The 17263-nt window shown below is 46.7% G+C and carries 15 protein-coding genes and 1 riboswitch; of the genes, 8 read left to right on the top strand and 7 right to left on the bottom strand.

The annotated features are described in order from the left end of the window. Positions 1-109: 109 nt before the first annotated feature. Both TRNA_RS42010 and TRNA_RS42005 read left to right on the top strand, forming a co-directional pair. Positions 110-1429: a PTS sugar transporter subunit IIC gene (locus tag TRNA_RS42010; RefSeq protein WP_003186460.1), complete on the top strand. Its 1320-nt coding sequence runs from the start codon at positions 110-112 to the stop codon at positions 1427-1429. Positions 1430-1451: 22 nt separating this feature from the next. After that, positions 1452-2888 carry a glycoside hydrolase family 1 protein gene (locus tag TRNA_RS42005; protein ID WP_009329884.1) on the top strand — a complete coding sequence of 479 codons (1437 nt, stop codon included), beginning with the start codon at positions 1452-1454 and terminating at the stop codon, positions 2886-2888. A gap of 51 nt (positions 2889-2939) precedes the next feature. Here TRNA_RS42005 and TRNA_RS42000 read toward each other — a convergent pair whose 3' ends face one another. The 6 genes from TRNA_RS42000 to argR form a co-directional block, all read right to left on the bottom strand. Continuing rightward, positions 2940-3617, bottom strand: coding sequence for a Crp/Fnr family transcriptional regulator (locus tag TRNA_RS42000; protein WP_003186457.1), 678 nt, complete (start codon positions 3615-3617; stop codon positions 2940-2942). Positions 3618-3726: 109 nt separating this feature from the next. Beyond that, entirely contained in the window at positions 3727-4677 is a 951-nt protein-coding gene (arcC, locus tag TRNA_RS41995; RefSeq protein WP_003186452.1) for a carbamate kinase, read from the bottom strand. 21 nt (positions 4678-4698) lie between these two features. Continuing rightward, on the bottom strand, positions 4699-6105 hold the full coding sequence (arcD, locus tag TRNA_RS41990; RefSeq protein ID WP_009329882.1) for an arginine-ornithine antiporter: 1407 nt from the start codon (positions 6103-6105) through the stop codon (positions 4699-4701). Between the two features lie 53 nt (positions 6106-6158). Then, on the bottom strand, positions 6159-7166 hold the full coding sequence (gene argF / locus TRNA_RS41985) for an ornithine carbamoyltransferase (protein WP_009329881.1): 1008 nt from the start codon (positions 7164-7166) through the stop codon (positions 6159-6161). Between the two features lie 28 nt (positions 7167-7194). Next, positions 7195-8430: an arginine deiminase gene (arcA, locus tag TRNA_RS41980; protein WP_011198439.1), complete on the bottom strand. Its 1236-nt coding sequence runs from the start codon at positions 8428-8430 to the stop codon at positions 7195-7197. 267 nt (positions 8431-8697) lie between these two features. Then, positions 8698-9138, bottom strand: a complete 441-nt coding sequence (argR, locus tag TRNA_RS41970; protein WP_003186445.1) for an arginine repressor — start codon at positions 9136-9138, stop codon at positions 8698-8700. Positions 9139-9307: 169 nt separating this feature from the next. Further along, a riboswitch (guanidine-I (ykkC/yxkD leader) is annotated at positions 9308-9414 on the top strand. 85 nt (positions 9415-9499) lie between these two features. On the opposite strand from argR, the gene TRNA_RS41965 reads away from it, so the two are divergent. The 6 genes from TRNA_RS41965 to TRNA_RS41940 all read left to right on the top strand — a co-directional run bounded on the left by TRNA_RS41965 (position 9500) and on the right by TRNA_RS41940 (position 15448). Continuing rightward, a complete protein-coding gene (locus tag TRNA_RS41965) occupies positions 9500-10336 on the top strand; it encodes a YitT family protein (RefSeq protein WP_003186443.1) in 837 nt (278 codons plus the stop codon). A gap of 172 nt (positions 10337-10508) precedes the next feature. Beyond that, positions 10509-11066, top strand: a complete 558-nt coding sequence (locus TRNA_RS41960; RefSeq protein ID WP_011198438.1) for a YfjD family protein — start codon at positions 10509-10511, stop codon at positions 11064-11066. Positions 11067-11337: 271 nt separating this feature from the next. Then, positions 11338-13257, top strand: coding sequence for an LTA synthase family protein (locus tag TRNA_RS41955; protein WP_003186439.1), 1920 nt, complete (start codon positions 11338-11340; stop codon positions 13255-13257). A 131-nt stretch (positions 13258-13388) separates the two neighbouring features. Continuing rightward, entirely contained in the window at positions 13389-14036 is a 648-nt protein-coding gene (locus TRNA_RS41950) for a hypothetical protein (protein WP_223307128.1), read from the top strand. A 141-nt stretch (positions 14037-14177) separates the two neighbouring features. After that, positions 14178-14447, top strand: a complete 270-nt coding sequence (locus tag TRNA_RS41945) for an excalibur calcium-binding domain-containing protein (RefSeq protein WP_003186434.1) — start codon at positions 14178-14180, stop codon at positions 14445-14447. Positions 14448-14587: 140 nt separating this feature from the next. Further along, the gene (locus tag TRNA_RS41940) at positions 14588-15448 is read left to right on the top strand and encodes a glycerophosphodiester phosphodiesterase (RefSeq protein ID WP_011198436.1); all 861 of its coding nucleotides are present in this window, start codon (positions 14588-14590) and stop codon (positions 15446-15448) included. A 46-nt stretch (positions 15449-15494) separates the two neighbouring features. Here the strand turns inward: TRNA_RS41940 and TRNA_RS41935 are convergent, their stop codons facing one another. Continuing rightward, positions 15495-16847 (bottom strand): 2-hydroxycarboxylate transporter family protein, encoded by a 1353-nt coding sequence (locus tag TRNA_RS41935; RefSeq protein WP_011198435.1) that lies wholly within the window; start codon positions 16845-16847, stop codon positions 15495-15497. Positions 16848-17263 lie beyond the last annotated feature (416 nt).

Here is a 17263-nt window from a genome sequence, read left to right as displayed (position 1 = left end):
GGCCGTCCAACCTGAAAAATTTCCTCTCCCAAAGGAAAAAATATGCACCGAAAAGAAAGCGTTTTCATTATAAAGTAAAAGCAAACCACCAAAAAAAGGGGGAGAGTAAATGAGCAGGATGGCGAAGGTGACTGAGATGTTTGAGCGGGTCGCTTTTAAAATTACAAGTTTCAAATATATCATGGTCATTAAGTCGGCGTTTGTCACACTGATGCCGGTCATCATTGCCGGGGCGTTTGCGGTTTTGATGCAGAATATGGTGATGAGCCCCGAGACGGGACTTGCGGTTTTCAGGCCTTTTCGGTTCTTGTCTGCGCTTGAGCCGATTATGGCGTCAATCAATTATGCGACGCTGAACTTTATTACGATCGGCGCGGTGTTTTTGATCGGGATTGAGCTCGGGAAGCTGAATGGGCATGAATCGTTTTTTCCCGGCTTGATGGCGCTCATGTCCTATATCTCTGTCATTCCATCGGCGGTGCTGTTGGAAGTGAACGGTTCGATGCAGGAAGTGGTTAACGTGCTGGCCAAGGAATTTACGGATCCGAAGTCGCTGTTTTTGGGGATGTTTATTTCGATTGTGTCTGTTGAAATCTTCAGCAAGCTGTCAAGCATGGACCGGCTCAAGATTAAAATGCCGGACAGCGTGCCGGCAAATGTCTCTGTATCATTCGGCACTTTATTTCCTTCGATTATTACCGTCACGATCATCGCCAGCTTCGGATTTGCGTTTCATCGGCTGACGGGGGTATATCTTCATGAAGCCGTGTACAATGTCGTGCAAAAGCCGCTTGAGGGCGCGATTCAAGGTCTTCCCGGCATTCTCTTGCTGGTGTTTGTCGCACAGTTTTTCTGGGTGATCGGCATACATGGAAACCAGATGGTGAAGCCGATCAGGGAGCCTTTGCTGCTCGCTTCGATTACCGTCAATATGAATGCATACGCAGCCGGCGAATCGATTCCGAATATCATTACGATGCCGTTTTGGGATGTGTACATGAGCATCGGCGGATCCGGCGTCACAATCGGTCTGTTGATCGCGATGTTTATCGCGGGGAAACGGGAGGATTTGCGCAGCATTACAAAGATTTCGTTTGGTCCCGGCATCTTCAATATCAATGAACCGGTCATCTTTGGGGTTCCCGTCATGCTGAATCCGTTAATGGCGATTCCATTTATTGTGACGCCGCTTGTGACGGGTGCGATCGGTTACATCGCGACAGCGGCGGGCTTTGCCGGAAAAGCCGTTGTCATGGTGCCGTGGACGACACCGCCGATTATCAATGCCTGGCTGTCAACAGGAGGAAGCCTCGGTGCCGTCGTCACACAAATCGTATGCATCATCGTCTCCGTCCTTATTTATCTTCCGTTTGTTATTTTATTGAATCGGACCTTTACGATTAGTTCTGAAAAAAATGTGTCTATGTAAAGCAAAGAAAGGTGTGAATGAGATGGCCAGACAAACGTGGAAGATTCCCGACGATTTTATTCTCGGCGCAGCAGCGTCGGCGTGGCAGACAGAGGGGTGGGACGGGAAGCGGCCGACACAGGATTCCTATTTGGATATGTGGTACAAAAATGATCCTGATGTATGGCATGACGGATACGGACCGGCTGTGGCAACCGATTTTTATAACCGCTACAAAGAAGATATTCAATATATGAAAGACATCGGGCTAACCCACTACCGGACATCCATTAACTGGTCGCGGTTTCTTTTGGATTATGAAACCGCCGAAGTTGACGAGGTGTATGCAGGCTACATTGATGACGTCATCGATGAGCTGAAGAGATGCGGAGTAGAACCGATGCTTTGTCTTGAGCACTACGAAATCCCGACTGTCCTGCTGGAACAGTATGGCGGATGGGGATCAAAACACGTGGTTGGCTTATTTGCGGCTTATGCAGAAAAAGCGTTTGAACGGTATGGGGACAGGGTGAAATACTGGTTTACCTTTAATGAACCGATCGTGCCGCAAACACGGATCTACCTTGACGCACTTCGCTATCCGTACGAGCAGAACACGAAAAAATGGATGCAGTGGAACTACCATAAAGCACTGGCGACAGCAAAGGCCGTGGCAATTTTCCGGAAAAGGAAGCCCAGTTTTAGAGAAGGCGCAAAAATCGGCGTCATCTTAAATCCTGAGGTCGCGTATGCGAGGTCAAGCGCGCCCCATGATCAGAAAGCGGCCCAAGTTTATGATTTGTTTTTTAACAGGGTTTTTTTAGATCCGAGCATAAAAGGCGTCTATCCCGATGAATTGATGGAGCTCATGGCCAAACACGACATCCTTTTTGACCATGATGAAGAAGAGCTTTCCGTCATCAAGCGGAATACGGTCGATTTTGTCGGTGTGAACCTGTATTATCCGAAGAGAGTTCAAGCGCCTTCAAGGCAATGGAATGAATCGACGCCTTTTCATCCTGCTTATTACTATGAGCCCTTTGAGCTGCCAGGCAGAAAGATGAATCCGTTCAGAGGCTGGGAGATCTGCCCGCGCATTGTGTACGATATGGCTATGAGACTTAAATATGAGTATGGAAATATCGAATGGCTGATTGCTGAAAACGGCATGGGCGTCGAACATGAAGAGCGTTTTAAAAATGAAGAGGGGGTCATTCAGGACGACTACAGAATCGATTTTATTTCAGCCCATTTGCGAGAGGCGATGAAAGGGATCGCCGACGGCGCAAACTGCAAAGGATATATGCTTTGGGCATTCACGGACAACGTCTCTCCGATGAACGCCTTTAAAAACCGCTACGGCCTTGTCGAGATTCGATTGGAGAACAACCGCAGCAGGGCGCTGAAAAAATCGGCTTGCTTTTATCGGGATATCATCAAAAACAGACGGTTTGAAACAGAGGAATTCCGGTATAAATAAAAACGGCGGGGAATCATCCCGCTTGTCGCCGGGATGATTTCTCATATATGCCTACATAAAATATTCCGGCCGATTGATCATGATCTGCTTGTTCATTTGACTGATAACGCCTTCGCAGCGGAGCTTTTTCAGGACGGCGCTGACGGTTTCGCGGGATGTCCCCGAGATTTTGGCGATTTCGGCAGCGGTGATCGGACAGTTGATGACGGTTGAGTTGCTTTCTTTTTGACCGAGGCTTTCGGTTAAATAATAAATGGCTTGTGTAACCCTGTCGTGGGCATGGGAGAGTGTGATGCGCTTCAGCCTTTCCTCGTGAAGGGCAAGGATGTCTGATAAATGATTGAGAATATCGTAAAGCAGGTTTTTGTTGTCCCGGACGAGATCTTCGAAGATGTTCATGGGTATATAGTAGAGTTCAATATCTGTTAAGGCTTCGGCGGCATAGTGATAATGCTCATCCCGAAACAAGCCTCCAAATGGAAAGAGGGTATGAGGACGTACATAGTCGGTATAAAACATGGATCCGGCTTCGTTTGATTTTTCGAGTTTGATAAAGCCGTCGAGAAGAAGGTACATTCGTTCCCGGGGGTCGTCTTCCATAAATAATATCTGGCCTTTATGGTAAGAGCGCCAATAGATAAACTGTTTCATATCTTCCAGATCTCTTTTATTCAGGGAAGCGAGAAGAGGAAACTTTTTCAGCTGATGTACGATGTCTTTGTTCTTCATATGGACCACCCTTATCGATTTTCTTATGTTGCGGCTATATACTTTAAATTTTACTTGTTTTTGACGATTGGCAAAAGGAAGAACCCTCCCTGAGCCCTTCCTTTTGCATTTAGGCTTGGACGACAATCGTGCCGGCATTTCCTTGGAGAGCGTCTTTGGCTAATTTCAGGGATGTGATGACCGTTTTGTTGCCTTTTTTAGCTTCAGCAAACTGAATGGCTGCTTTGACTTTTGGCAGCATGCTTCCTTCTGCAAATTGCTTTTCTTTTATATAACCTTTCAGTTCTTCGGTGGTGACGCGTTTCAGCGCACGTTCTGTCGGCTTTAAATAATCGACGGCAACATAGTCGACACCTGTTAGAATGACCAGTTCGTCAGCCTGCACAAGCTCCGCCAGTTTGCAGGCTGCAAAGTCTTTGTCGATGACGGCGTCAATACCGGAGACGGCATCGCCGTTTTCGATGACGGGAACGCCTCCGCCGCCGGCTGCAATGACGATATGTCCGTGTTCGACAAGATCATTGATAACATCGTGTTCAAGAATCGATACCGGGGCCGGAGACGGTACGACGCGGCGCCAGCCTCTTCCGGCATCTTCTTTAAAAACGAGGCCGCCGTTTCGGCTGTTCATCAGTTCTTTCGCTTCTTCTTCGCTGTAAAATGGACCGATCGGCTTTGTCGGGTTGCGGAACGCTTCATCATCGCTTCGAACGGCGACGCGGGTGATGACGGTTGCCGCATGTCCGCCTTTCCCTTTTGCGTGAAGCGCCCGGTCAAGGGCATTTTGCAGCCAATAGCCGATCATTCCCTGGGTCATCGAAACACAGGTTTCAAGCGGCATGGCCGGCGTTTTCGGAGAATCCGCCTCCTTTTGCTGGATCATCAGGTTTCCGACCTGCGGGCCGTTTCCGTGCGTGATGATTAATTCAGCGCCGCTGTCGATCATATCCGCCAAATACATGGCGGTTTCTTCAAGCGCGCGCTTTTGCGCTTCTGCGCTGGCATCTCCGGTTTGAATGGCATTACCGCCAAGTGCGACGACAATTTTTCTTTTTTTCATTTAATAATCACCTCTGTTTTGTTAAATTGAAATGCTTCCCGAAGCCAGTCTGATCACGGCGATCACGGCCAATACAAGAATCAGGGCGGCAATCAAAAGCTCGGCTTTATTGAAGACTGGGCCTTCTTTTCCTTTGCGCACAGCCCGGAATACGAGAATGCCGGGAGCGTATAAAATCATGGTCAAAAGCAGGTAATCAAGTCCCGCGGCATATACGAGCCAGACGCCGTATATGCTTGCGATGATGCCGATGATGAGATTTTTGCCCCGGTTAGGCTCTTTGTGCAGCCAGCTGTATTTAAGCTGATAAAGCCCGGAAAACAGATACGGGATCAAGATGGCCGAGGAAGCCAAGGAAAATGCAAACTGGTAGGCCGCATCTGAAATGAGAAACGTCAGCAAAAACAGCTGGATAATGGCGTTTGTCAAAGTCAGCGCATTTGTCGGCGCACCGTTTTTATTTTCTTTGCCGAACCATTTCGGGAAGACCCCTTCGCGTGCCGCGATCAGCGGGAGTTCGCCCGCGAATAATGTCCAGGCCAGCCAGGCGCCCAATACGGAAATGATCAATCCCAGGTTGATGAGCACGGCTCCCCATTTGCCGACGATATGCTCCATGATCGCGGCCATTGAAGGATTCGGAAGCTCGGCCAAGTTTTGCTGATTCATGACGCCGAGCGACAGCATCGTAATCATGACGTAAATCACGAGTACGCTGATCAAGCCGATGACAGTAGCTTTGCCAACATCGCTTGATTTCTTGGCCCGGCTTGAAAATAAGACGGCCCCTTCAATTCCGGTAAACACCCAGACGGTCACCAGCATCGTGCTCTTGACCTGTGTTCCGATGGAACCGAGCGACAGCCCTTTTCCCCAGAAATCGTTCGTAAATAAATCAAGATGAAACACAAAGATAATGGCGATAATGAAAGCGAAAATCGGTACAAGTTTTGAAATGGTCGTAATTAAGTTGATCATGGCAGCGGACTGAACACCGCGGAGGATCAAAAAGTGCACGCACCAGAGGATCACGCTTGCACCGATAATTGATGCGATGTTTTGTCCGTCTCCAAACGCAGGGATGAAATATCCGATTGCGCTGAACAGCAGCGTTCCATATGCGACATTGCCGAGAAGGGCTGCGAACCAGTACCCCCAGCCGCTGTTAAAGCCCATGAAATGGCCGAATCCTTCCCGGGCATAAGTGAAAATACCGCCGTCTAAATCAGGCCTTTTCGTCGTCAAGTTTTGGAAAGAGAATGCCAGGGCAATCATGCCGACTCCGGTGATGATCCAGCCGATTAAAATGGCTCCCGCCCCCGCCCCTGAAGCCATGTCGCTTGCAAGGTTGAAGGCGCCCCCGCCGATCATCGATCCGATGACAAGCGCGATGAGCGCAAACAGCCCAAGTTTTTTTTCTTCCGCCATTTTTGTCACCTCATTCGGTTTAGAATGGAAAAGGGAATGAGTCCCTTTTCCTGTCAGTCAAGATCGCCGAGCGTCGCTGCCATGACAGCTTTAATCGTGTGCATGCGGTTTTCAGCTTCATCGAACACTTTAGAGTGTTTGCTGCGGAACACTTCGTCCGTCACTTCCATTTCTTTAAGGCCGTGCTGTTCGTAAACATTTTGTCCGTAGGTTGTATGAAGGTCGTGGAAGGCAGGCAGACAGTGCAGGAAGATGACGTTGTCGTTGCCTGTTTTCTTGACGAGATCCATATTCACTTGATAAGGCTTGAGCAGTTTGATTCTTTCTGCAAACTTGTCTTCTTCCCCCATGGATACCCAGACGTCCGTATACAGAACGTCGGCTCCGGACACGGCTTTATCTGTATCGCTTGTAACGGTGATTTTTCCGCCGGATTCTTCAGCGAACGCTTCCGCCATTTTAACTATGTCCTGATCAGGGAAAAGCTCTTGAGGCGAACAGATTCTTACGTCCATGCCGACTTTTGCGCCGCCGATGAGCAGGCTGTTGGCGACATTGTTCCGGCCGTCGCCGATATAGGTGAGCTTGACGCCTTTTACGCGTCCCGTATGTTCTTTCACAGTCATAAAGTCCGCAAGCATCTGCGTCGGATGCCATAAATCGGTCAGCCCGTTCCATACCGGCACACCGGAATGCTCTGCCAGTGAGATCACTTTTTCGTGTTCAAATCCGCGGAATTCAATTCCGTCGAACATGCGGCCGAGAACTTTGGCCGTGTCTTCGATCGACTCTTTTTTGCCGAGCTGAATGTCGTCTTTGCCCAAATATTCGGGATGCGCACCGAGGTCGATACAGGCTGTCGTAAAAGCGCAGCGCGTTCTTGTAGAAGGCTTTTCAAACAGCAAAGCGATGTTTTTGCCTTCCAAATAGCGATGCCTGATGCCTTGTGCTTTTTTTTCTTTTAGTTTCTGGGCCAGATCGAGCAAATAGAGGATTTCTTCTTCTGAAAAATCTTTTTCAGCTAAGTAGCTTCTGCCTTTTAAATTAATCGTTTGGTTCATGGATCTCTCTCCTTTTTCTTTAGGTTGGTTATTTCACATCTTCTCGGTAGAGCGGCATGCTCATGCAGCGCGGGCCGCCGCGTCCTCTTGAAAGCTCCCCGCTCGGGATTTCGATTACCTTAATGCCCTGTTCTCTCAAACATTCGTTAGAAATGTAATTCCGGTCATAGGTGACGACAACCCCCGGAGCGATCGCGAGTGTATTGGAGCCGTCATTCCATTGCTCCCTGGCTGAAGCAATTTCGTCTCCGCCGCCGCAGAAGATCAAGTTGACATCTGAAAGGCCGAGCGTTCTCTTCAGCACTTCCGGCAAATTGTGTTCTTCAGTTGTATGAATCTCGTCTGCCGTTTTTCCTCTTTCAAGAACGAAGATCCGCATGTCTCCTTCAGGCCCCTGGATGGCGGGATGGATCGTGAATTGATCTCGGTCAACCATCGTGAAGACGGTATCTAAATGCATAAAGGCTCTGCTCTTTGGTATTTCGACGGCCAGTACACGGCGAATCCGGCTCTGCCGCTGAAACAAGTTCCGGACAAGACGCTCGATCGCCTGAGCCGTTGTCCGTTCCGATACCCCGATCGCAACGGTTTCTTCATTTAAGACAAGCTCATCTCCGCCTTCGATATTGAATTTGAAATCACGGTCGAGCCAAACCGGAATCTCGTGTCCTTTAAAACGCGGGTGGTGATTGATAATGTAGCGCATAAACAGCGATTCCCTTCGGCGGGCAGGCTCCTTCATTTTGTTGATGGTCAGTCCGCTGCCGATGGCGGCCGCCGGATCTCTTGTGAAATAAAGGTTCGGCATCGGATCGAGATAAAATGGATAATGGTCTTCCATCAGCTCATGAAGATGCGATTTTTTTTCGCGTTCAAGCTCATTTTTTCGAATGCCGCTCATCACCTGTTCAACCATTGAATCGGCGTCAAAGGTAAGCAAAAACTCTTTCAGCCTGTCGTATGCGCCGTTGATATCCGCTTTGCTTTCCGTTAAAAGCTCATCGATAAACTGCTCGCGGACTAATGCGTCATCCAAAGCTTCGGCCGTCAGCTTTTCTAAATAAAGAACTTCAGCCCCCTGTTGCTTTAATGTTTCTGCAAATTGGTCATGCTCTTTTTGCACCGCTGGCAAAAAGGGAATATCGTCAAAGAGAAGCCTTTCCAGATATTCGGGTGTAAGGTTTTCCAGTTCCCGACCGGGCCGCTTCAGCATAACGGTTTTTAAAGGGCCGATTTCTGAGTAAACGTGTATCGGTGTTGTCATGATCATCCCGCCTCCTAAGCTCTTTTTGTTACATGTACAGCTTAAAACAGGAAGGAGAAGCGCGATGTGAAAGCGATAACAACAAAAACGTGATATATTTCACATGTTTTTTGATGAAGCAAAAACAAAAATGAATAATTATGATAAATGGAAAATAAGTTCCTGTCGGAGCGGAGAATAGAACGTATAAAACGTGTATATTTTTAACGGGGATTTCTCGAAAAAAATTTTTTTGAAGGGCAAAAAAAGCTGATCCGGACGGCCGGATCAGCATAAATGGTCATAAAATGATTGGGCTGCCTCAGGTGACTGGGAAATCACAAGGCATGTATCGTTCCCGCATATACAGCCCAGCATTTCCGGGCTTCCGAGCTTATCAAGAAGAACGCCGATGGCATGGGCGTTGCCGGGCATTGTTTTAATAATGATCAAGTTGTCCGTTCGATGCACATGCAGGACAACGTCAGAGATTTTATCTTTTAATATTTTGGAAGGATTGATGGATAAAGAAGCATTTGTCGTGTAGACAAGTTTTCCGTTTTCACCGGGCTGTTTCACAAGATACATTTCTTTAATATCGCGGGAAATGGTAGACTGCGAAACGGTGATGCCGCGTTTTTCCAGCAGGGATGCCAGCTGTTCCTGATTTTCTACCGGATGTTCGAGAATGGTCTGCTTGATGAGCCATTGCCGTTTTTGTTTGTTCATAAGAGCGCCTCCCAGGCAAAACACGTATATCTATTATTATAGAATGGTTTTATCGCTGACAGATGGAAGCTATTTTACAAAAAAACAAATCTTTCAGGCTGATATAGGGGTTGATAGACCCCAGAATTTCACTTATAATGCTTGAAGATGACAAATTGATAGCAGAGAAAAGGTGGTTTTCTAGGGTTCCGCAGTGCCCTCCCGCGCTGGTCTGGTCCGAGAGAAAACACATAGCGAAGTATCGTTATGACACGGTGGGATAAAAGCCCAGGAGTTTTTGCTCTTAATCAAAGAGCTTCTCTCCTGGGCTTTTTTACTTTTTACAGGAAATCGATTAAGGACAAAGGAAGGGGATGTATTTATGAAAAAGAAAGCAATGGACATAATATTGATCATTATAGGCGCATTTTTCTTTGCGTTAGCCGTGAATCTGTTCGCCATCCCGAATGACTTGGGAGAAGGCGGCGTCACGGGGATCACGCTGATTTTATACTACGTTTTTGAATGGTCTCCGGGCATCACAAACTTTGTACTGAACGGCATTCTTCTGATTATCGGCTATCGCTTTTTGGATAAAAAGACGACGATTTACACTATTATTGCGGTGGCGGCCAATTCGTTCTTTCTGCACGTCACCGAAGATTGGACGGTGCCGGCCGATGAAGTGATCATCAGCACCATCTTTGCCGGGGTATTTGCCGGCGTCGGAATCGGCATGATCATCCGTGTCGGCGGAACCACCGCCGGGTCTGCGATTCTCGCGAGAATCGCCAATAAATATTTTGACTGGAACATCAGCTATGCCTTGCTGATGATCGATTTAGTTGTCGTCTTCAGTTCCTACTTTATCATTGGAGCTGAAAAGCTGATGTTTACGATTGTCATGCTGTACATCGCCACGAAGGTCATGGACTTCATTATCGAAGGGCTCAACACGAAAAAGGCGATCACGATTATTTCCGAGCATAAAAACGAGATCGCGGCGCAGGTCAATACCCTGATGGACCGCGGCGTCACGATATTATCGGGACGCGGGCACTATACGGGCGACTCCAAAGAAATTTTATACATTGTCATTAATAAACAAGAGCTGTCCATGCTGAAGAAAATTATTAGAAGCACAGATAAAAAAGCATTTGTCATCATCCACGATGTCAGGGATGTATTCGGCGAGGGATTTGTTGATATTTCAAAATAGGGGAAGGCTGCCGGCAGATGGCCGGGAGCCTTTTCTGTATTCATTCTGATTAGGGACAGACAAATACATGAAGTTTTATGCAGGAACTGGTTTCTGTGGTAAGGTAGGTCTTGGCATGAATATTATTTGTAGCGGAATCCGCTTGCTGAAGTAGAGGAGGGCCTAATTATTTTTGGAACAGGAAAAAAAGCAGACATTTGATGTGAAAAGCAGAATGTCCTTTAGAGTATGGGTTTTTGCAGGGACTGCAGGTTTCGGATTGATTGGAGCATGGCTCTTTTATGAAGCAATAAAACTCGAATCAAAATATTCCTTGCTGTACGTGGGAGTTGGAACTTTCGGGGTCATCTACGGTTTGATGACCTTTCTAATGGTTTTTCCGGCCTTCACGAAAAAAGGAAACATCATCTTCACCATTATCGAGGGAGAAGACGGGCGGATATTCTCAGGGAAGAAATCTGTGTTGTTCAAGGACATCAAAAGCCTTAAAATGGCGGAGCGCCGCTACAGCCCGAAAGGCATTTTCTTGATGGATATACTGATAGAGACACGGGGGAACGGCAGGGTGCGGATTCCGACGTACAACATTCTGCCTGAGCCGGAATTTTATAAAGCGGTCGAGCTGTACATCCTGCCGTATATGACGGAGGAAGCGCGTGCGGAATGGATCGGTCAGTTTACAGAAGCGCAAAGAAAGGCTTATTTAAATGAATTTCATAAAGATATTTAATCGTCCGGGAAACTGCAATTTTCTAGATGAAAGAAAATAACTGAAACCTTTGGGGAAATTCATTCGTCTTAATTAAAGGCCGTTGTCTTACATGCGGAAAATTTTTTTCGCAGGCGTAGACTGTTTGAGTGAGGGAAGCCGGGGGATTTCACCAGGACGTGCTTGTAAAACCGCCGAGACTTTTAGTAGAATGATATATTATCGTTTCCTCACGCTTCATTGACTGAAACAGAAAGCGGTCTGAAAAAAGTTTAAAAAGGTAGAGGTTATCATGAAAAAAATATTCTCTCATAAGCTAAGCTTTTTTGTATTAGCTGTTGTTTTTGTATGGGCTAAAACCTATGCTTCCTACTTTTTAGAGTTTAATTTAGGTGTGAAAGGGTCTACGCAGCACATGCTGCTGTTCATCAACCCATTGAGCTTCACGATTGCTGCACTCGGTTTGGCTTTGTTTGCAAAAGGCCGCCGGTCGGCGATATGGATCATCATCATTGATGCTGTGATGACGTTTGCTTTATATGCAAATGTCCTGTTTTACCGTTTCTTTGATGACTTTTTGACGTTTGCAAACTTAAAACAAGCCGGAAACCTCGGCAATATGTCTGACGGCGTTTTTGACATCATGGCATTTCATGACATCGTCTATTTCGCAGATTTGATCATTTTGATTGCTCTATGTGTGAAGCTGCCTGAACTGAAGGCGTCACAACTGAAAAAAAGATGGGCTGCTGCCGTTGTTCTCGGCGGAGTGGCTCTGTTTTTCATCAACCTTGCAGTTGCCGAGACAGACCGTCCGGAGCTTTTGACAAGAACATTTGACCGAAATTACATCGTCAAGTATTTGGGGCCTTACAATTACATGATCTATGATGGTGTTCAGGCCGCTCAAAACGCGAGCCAAAAGGCATACGCGAGCAGCGACGACCTGACGAGCGTCATCAACTATACAAATTCGCATTATGCGAAACCGAATGACGAGTATTTCGGCGCAGCAAAAGGTAAGAACATCATCAAGATTCATTTGGAAAGCTTCCAGACGTTTTTGATCGATTATAAGCTGAACGGAAAAGAAGTCACGCCGTTCTTGAACAAGCTGGCGCACGGCCAGGATGACATGATGTATTTCGATAACTTTTTCCATCAGACCGGCCAAGGTAAAACAGCGGATGCCGAATTGATGATGGACAACAGCCTTTACGGACTTCCTGAAGGCAGTGCGTTTGTAACAAAAGGGCAAAATACGTACCAGTCCCTGCCGGCGATTCTGAACCAAAAAGAAGGCTACACAAGCGCCGTGCTGCACGGGGACTACAAGTCATTCTGGAACCGCGACCAGGTGTATAAACAAATTGGCTATGACAAATTCTTTGACGCCAGCACATATGATATGTCAGAGGATAATCTCGTCAACCTTGGCTTGAAAGACAAGCCGTTCTTTGAAGAATCAATTCCGAAGCTGAAATCGCTCAAGCAGCCGTTCTATGCGCATTTAATCTCGTTGACAAACCACTATCCGTTCATTTTGGATGAAGAGGATGCCACCCTTGAAAAGGGAACAACGGGAGACAAAACGGTAGACGGTTACTTCCAGACGGCGCGCTATCTTGACGAAGCGCTTGAAGATTTCTTTAAAGAGCTGAAAAAAGCGGGATTATTTGATGATTCTGTTATAGTGATCTATGGTGACCACAACGGAATCTCAGAGAATCACAACCGTGCGATGAAAGAAGTATTAGGTAAAGAGATTACACCGTATCAAAACGCGATGAATCAGCGCGTACCGCTTATGATCCGCATTCCGGGCAAAAAAGGCGGAGTCAACCATACGTATGGCGGTGAAATGGATGTCATGCCGACACTTCTTCACCTGCAAGGTATTGACAGCAAAAAATACATCAACTTTGGTACAGACCTCTTTTCTAAAGACCACGACCAAACCGTGGCTTTCAGAAATGGAAACTATGTAACGCCGAAGTACACGATGATTGATACGACCGTATATGATACAAAGACAGGAAAAGAGATCAAGGGCAACCAAGAGACGGAAAACCTGAAATCGCAGGTGTCCGAACAGCTGGATCTGTCCGACCAAGTACTCTATAAAGATCTGTTGAGATTCCACGAGATTTCAGACTTCAAGCCTGTTGATCCATCAAAATATCATTACGGAAAAGAAAAAACCGGAGAATAAAAGACAAAAAACCGCCTGACTGCTTTAACAAGCGTCAGGCGGTTTTTTTGTGGGGCCGCTCCGCCGTTGTTCTAAGAAGCCTGTCCGGCACATAGATTGATAGGAAAGAAGACAGAACAATGAAAGAGGATGTGAGAGCGTTGACCAAATCTCAGTATTTCTTTAAATTGCATCCTTTGATGGTGCCGGCCGGCTGGAAGGTGAAGGAAAATCATTTGTATCAAAAGCCGATTCGCGACCCCCGCCATACGCTATTGATCTTGGAGAATGAAAGCTGCGGTAAAATGGTACAAGTTGAATATGCTGGAGAACTGAAGTACGTCATCAGGATGCAAAATGCTGATCAATCGAAGGTCAGCGAAGATTCTGACGCGCCGTATGAACAGCTGATCGAACGGTTGGAAGACTTGATGCGTGCCTCTGATGGCGCCCGCAATTTGCTAAGGCTTAGAATCCCGGCCGGCTGGACAGTTGCGCATCACTCTTTAACTGATACAAACCCCGATGAACTAGCGCCTGACAGCAAGGCTTGGCTGTCTGACTTCAAACGGGACCTTTTGAAGCTGCGGCATGATGAAGAACGCCTTCTGCTCGATGTAGAGTGGTATCCCGAGTGCAGTCCGGCAGGCCATTATGCGCTGAAATTGATAAAGAACGGGAACTGGGACAGCCCTTTGGAAGACATGCTGTGCATCCATCCGAAGGAATTAGCGTATGAGATTAACGCTGTTTTGAAAAAGACTTGCGAACATCAATATGTGGATGAAACCGGCGCATAACGGCCGGTTTTTGTGCGAAGAGACGCTTTTTCGATTCATACTTTTTATTCAATAAAATGCCATATTTTTCTTGATCGAATAAGAAAAATATTTTATCATGGTAAAAGATACATAACAAATAGACGAAAGGGGTCAAATGGGATGAAAAAAATAGCAGCGGGTCTTTTGTCTGCCGGTCTGATCATCGGTTTTTCCTGGGGCGCCGGCGATGTGGCAGAAGCAAAAACGAAGGTAAAGACGTACAAAAACTGCAAAGCTTTAAACAAAGACTATAAAGGCGGCGTCGCCCGTACGAAATCGGTGAAAAACAAAGGCGGAAAAACGAAGTACAAGCCGTATGTTTCAAAAGCGCTTTATGATGCCAATAAGAAGCTGGACCGCGATAAAGACAAAATTGCCTGTGAGCGCTGATATATCCAAAAAAAGATCTCTGCCAAGGGATCTTTTTTTGTTTATCAGGAAATTTATGAAAATTAAAGACTGCTGAAACATAATCTTAACAGTGCGAACCTATACTTTGGCAAGAGAAGAGCAAAAGGGGAGTGGATGATGTGTCAGCTTTATTCAAAAAATTGATGTTATCTTCATTGATCGGGGTTTCCATCGGGTCAGCGCTGTTTGCACCGAATGCGGGTGCACAAGAGCCGGCGGTGAAGCCTAAAAAAGTGGATGTCATTGCACACAGAGGCGCTTCGGGATATGCGCCGGAAAACACGATGGCTGCTTTTGATAAAGCGCTTCAGATGAAAGCAGATTATATCGAGCTGGATGTTCAAATGTCCAAAGACGGGGAGCTTGTCATCATTCACGATACGACCGTAAACCGTACGACAGATATTGACTCAGTGCTGCCGGTTGCCGTAAAGGATTTGACGCTTGCCGAGCTGCGCAAGCTTGATGCCGGCAGCTTCTTCGGTCCGCAGTTCGCAGGAGAGCGCATTCCGACATTTGAAGAAGTGCTTGACCGGTATAAAGGGAAGGTCGGAATGCTGATCGAATTGAAAGAGCCTGCACGCTATCCGGGAATCGAAGGAAAAGTGTCAGCAGCATTGAAAGAGCGGAGAATGGATAAGCCTAAAAACGGAAAAATCATTGTACAATCGTTTGATTTTAACTCTGTCTATAAAATTCATCAGCTGCTTCCATCGATGCCGACAGGTGTCTTGACGTCAAAAGCGGCGGACTTAACAGATGCAAAGCTTAAGGAATTTTCCGGCTATGCCAAATACGTGAACGCCAACTTGAAAAATGTGGCCGCTGATCCTACGCTTGTGCCGAGAATTCATGCGCTCGGCATGAAGATTACGCCTTGGACCGTCCGCTCCCGCGATGAAGTGCCTCCGCTATTAAAGGCCGGCGTGGACGGGATTGTGACAGACTTTCCCGACTATGTTCCGAAAAAAGTACGGTAGCCACAATAAGAAAGCCTGCAGCTCGCTCTGCAGGCTTTTTCATTCATCAATAAAACTGGGCTAGCAGCAGCAGCGTCAGCGTAACGGTTATCGCTCCGCCGATTCTTGTGGACACCTGGGCAAACGGCATAAGCTCGAGGCGCTCTGCGGCGCTGAGAATTGCGATGTCGCCGGTGCCTCCCTGGCCGGAATGGCAAGCATTGATGATCGCGGTTTCGATCGGGTACATATTCAGCCACTTCCCTGCAAAAAAGCCGACGGCTATCATCGTGACCACGACGGATACGATCGTAATAATATTGGCGATATTAAAAGCTGCGATCAGCTTGTCCCACGGTGTCATGGAGACGCCAATGGCAAAAAGCAGCGGATATGTCACAGCAGTTGAAAAGAAGCGCGACACGCCGTAGGCGCCGTTTTCCAAATTCGCCGGAGCCAGACGAAACAGTTTCAGGGCAACAGCCAGCAGAAGCATCATGACGGGTGCTGGAAATCCGAACAAGTCATGTGAAAGCATACCGACCAAATATAATGAGACGGCGAGAATGCCTCCTGACGCAAAGTGGGAAAGATTAAAAAGGCTTTCTTTGTCTTTGTCGCGGCTTTCGAGCGGCTGTGCGTCCCCGCTATCAAAACGGTCAACTTTTCCGTTGCCTGTCAATTCAGGCTTTTTCTTCCCGATTACATTTAAAATTCCGGACAAAATGACGGCGCTTAAGCTTCCGAACATTATGGAAGGAATGACAAGTGCAAAAGCTTCCCCTTGTGACATGTGCATGATTTCCGAATAGCCGATGGACAGCGGAATAGCTCCCTCGCCAACCCCTCCGGCCATGATCGGAATTACAATGTACAGCAGCGTATGCTGAAATCCGAGGCCGAGCATTGTACCGACCGCCAGACCGACTGCCGCTGCAGCAATGGTCCCTGCAATCAGAGGAATAAAAATTTTAATGAACGCCCTGACCAGCGTTTCTCTTTTCATTCCTAAAATGCTTCCGACTACAATGGCAGAGATGAACAAATAAAGAAAGTTTGAGTTTTCTGTAAATTCAGTTGTTGATTTGATAATGTCATCGGGAATGAGATGGTAATAGACGATAGCTGAAGGAATAAACGTCGCAAGTATAGCGGCACCGCCGACAGAACGAAGAAGCGGCAGCGACTTTCCGATTTGGGCGAAGGTGAATCCGAAAAAGCCCGTAACCGCAATGGCTGTTAAAATGTCGCTTTTCAGATCGTGCATATAGACAAACGTCACAATCAAAGCGAAGAGCAGCAAATATACGGGCAGCGGAATGATGCCGATTTTAACATTCATTGCTCTTGCAAAAAAATTTTCATCCTGTTCTTTTGTTGTTTGAATCGGTATATGTTGTACCTTTGTTTTTGCTTCCATATTCTTTCCCCCATCCTTTATGTGATCCCCTTGCTGAGTTATTTAACTAAATTAAGTATACTAAAAAAATCAAAATTCAGACAACCGTGCAGGAAGACCTAACTGTTTTCCCATAATGATCAAGAACAGCTCCATTTGGCTAAAGACGTGTCTGGATATAGGTAATGGCCCTTGTGCAGGCCGTTTTTGATGCAATTATTCCTGGATTCCCTTTTTATGGAATAAAAATCGACACAAAATAGCTGTTAATCCGTCAAAAATAAATCAAACATTTAGGAGCAGAGACCTTTTTTCTTTTGTAAAGCGTTGATACATTCAGCTCCTTTCTCTGAAAAGACACAGGACGTCTGAGACAAAAGATTCAATCTTGATACGGGGTACATGTGAAGGGTTATCAATGTGAGCCTTATGATTTT

The sequence above is a fragment of the Bacillus licheniformis DSM 13 = ATCC 14580 genome, assembly GCF_000011645.1.
Lineage (GTDB): Bacteria > Bacillota > Bacilli > Bacillales > Bacillaceae > Bacillus > Bacillus licheniformis.
The sequence above is the reverse complement of the archived record's forward strand: the minus strand, read 5'-3'. Positions and strand labels throughout refer to the sequence as shown.

Excerpts from the sequence above, each read along its gene's own strand:
- TRNA_RS41945 (WP_003186434.1), top strand. The coding sequence starts at position 14,178 with ATGAAAAAAATAGCAGCGGGTCTTTTGTCTGCCGGTCTGATCATCGGT.
- arcD (WP_009329882.1), bottom strand. The coding sequence starts at position 6,105 with ATGGCGGAAGAAAAAAAACTTGGGCTGTTTGCGCTCATCGCGCTTGTC.
- TRNA_RS41965 (WP_003186443.1), top strand. The coding sequence starts at position 9,500 with ATGAAAAAGAAAGCAATGGACATAATATTGATCATTATAGGCGCATTT.
- TRNA_RS42000 (WP_003186457.1), bottom strand. The coding sequence starts at position 3,617 with ATGAAGAACAAAGACATCGTACATCAGCTGAAAAAGTTTCCTCTTCTC.
- TRNA_RS42005 (WP_009329884.1), top strand. The coding sequence starts at position 1,452 with ATGGCCAGACAAACGTGGAAGATTCCCGACGATTTTATTCTCGGCGCA.
- TRNA_RS42010 (WP_003186460.1), top strand. The coding sequence starts at position 110 with ATGAGCAGGATGGCGAAGGTGACTGAGATGTTTGAGCGGGTCGCTTTT.
- TRNA_RS41955 (WP_003186439.1), top strand. The coding sequence starts at position 11,338 with ATGAAAAAAATATTCTCTCATAAGCTAAGCTTTTTTGTATTAGCTGTT.
- argR (WP_003186445.1), bottom strand. The coding sequence starts at position 9,138 with ATGAACAAACAAAAACGGCAATGGCTCATCAAGCAGACCATTCTCGAA.
- TRNA_RS41935 (WP_011198435.1), bottom strand. The coding sequence starts at position 16,847 with ATGGAAGCAAAAACAAAGGTACAACATATACCGATTCAAACAACAAAA.
- arcA (WP_011198439.1), bottom strand. The coding sequence starts at position 8,430 with ATGACAACACCGATACACGTTTACTCAGAAATCGGCCCTTTAAAAACC.
- argF (WP_009329881.1), bottom strand. The coding sequence starts at position 7,166 with ATGAACCAAACGATTAATTTAAAAGGCAGAAGCTACTTAGCTGAAAAA.
- arcC (WP_003186452.1), bottom strand. The coding sequence starts at position 4,677 with ATGAAAAAAAGAAAAATTGTCGTCGCACTTGGCGGTAATGCCATTCAA.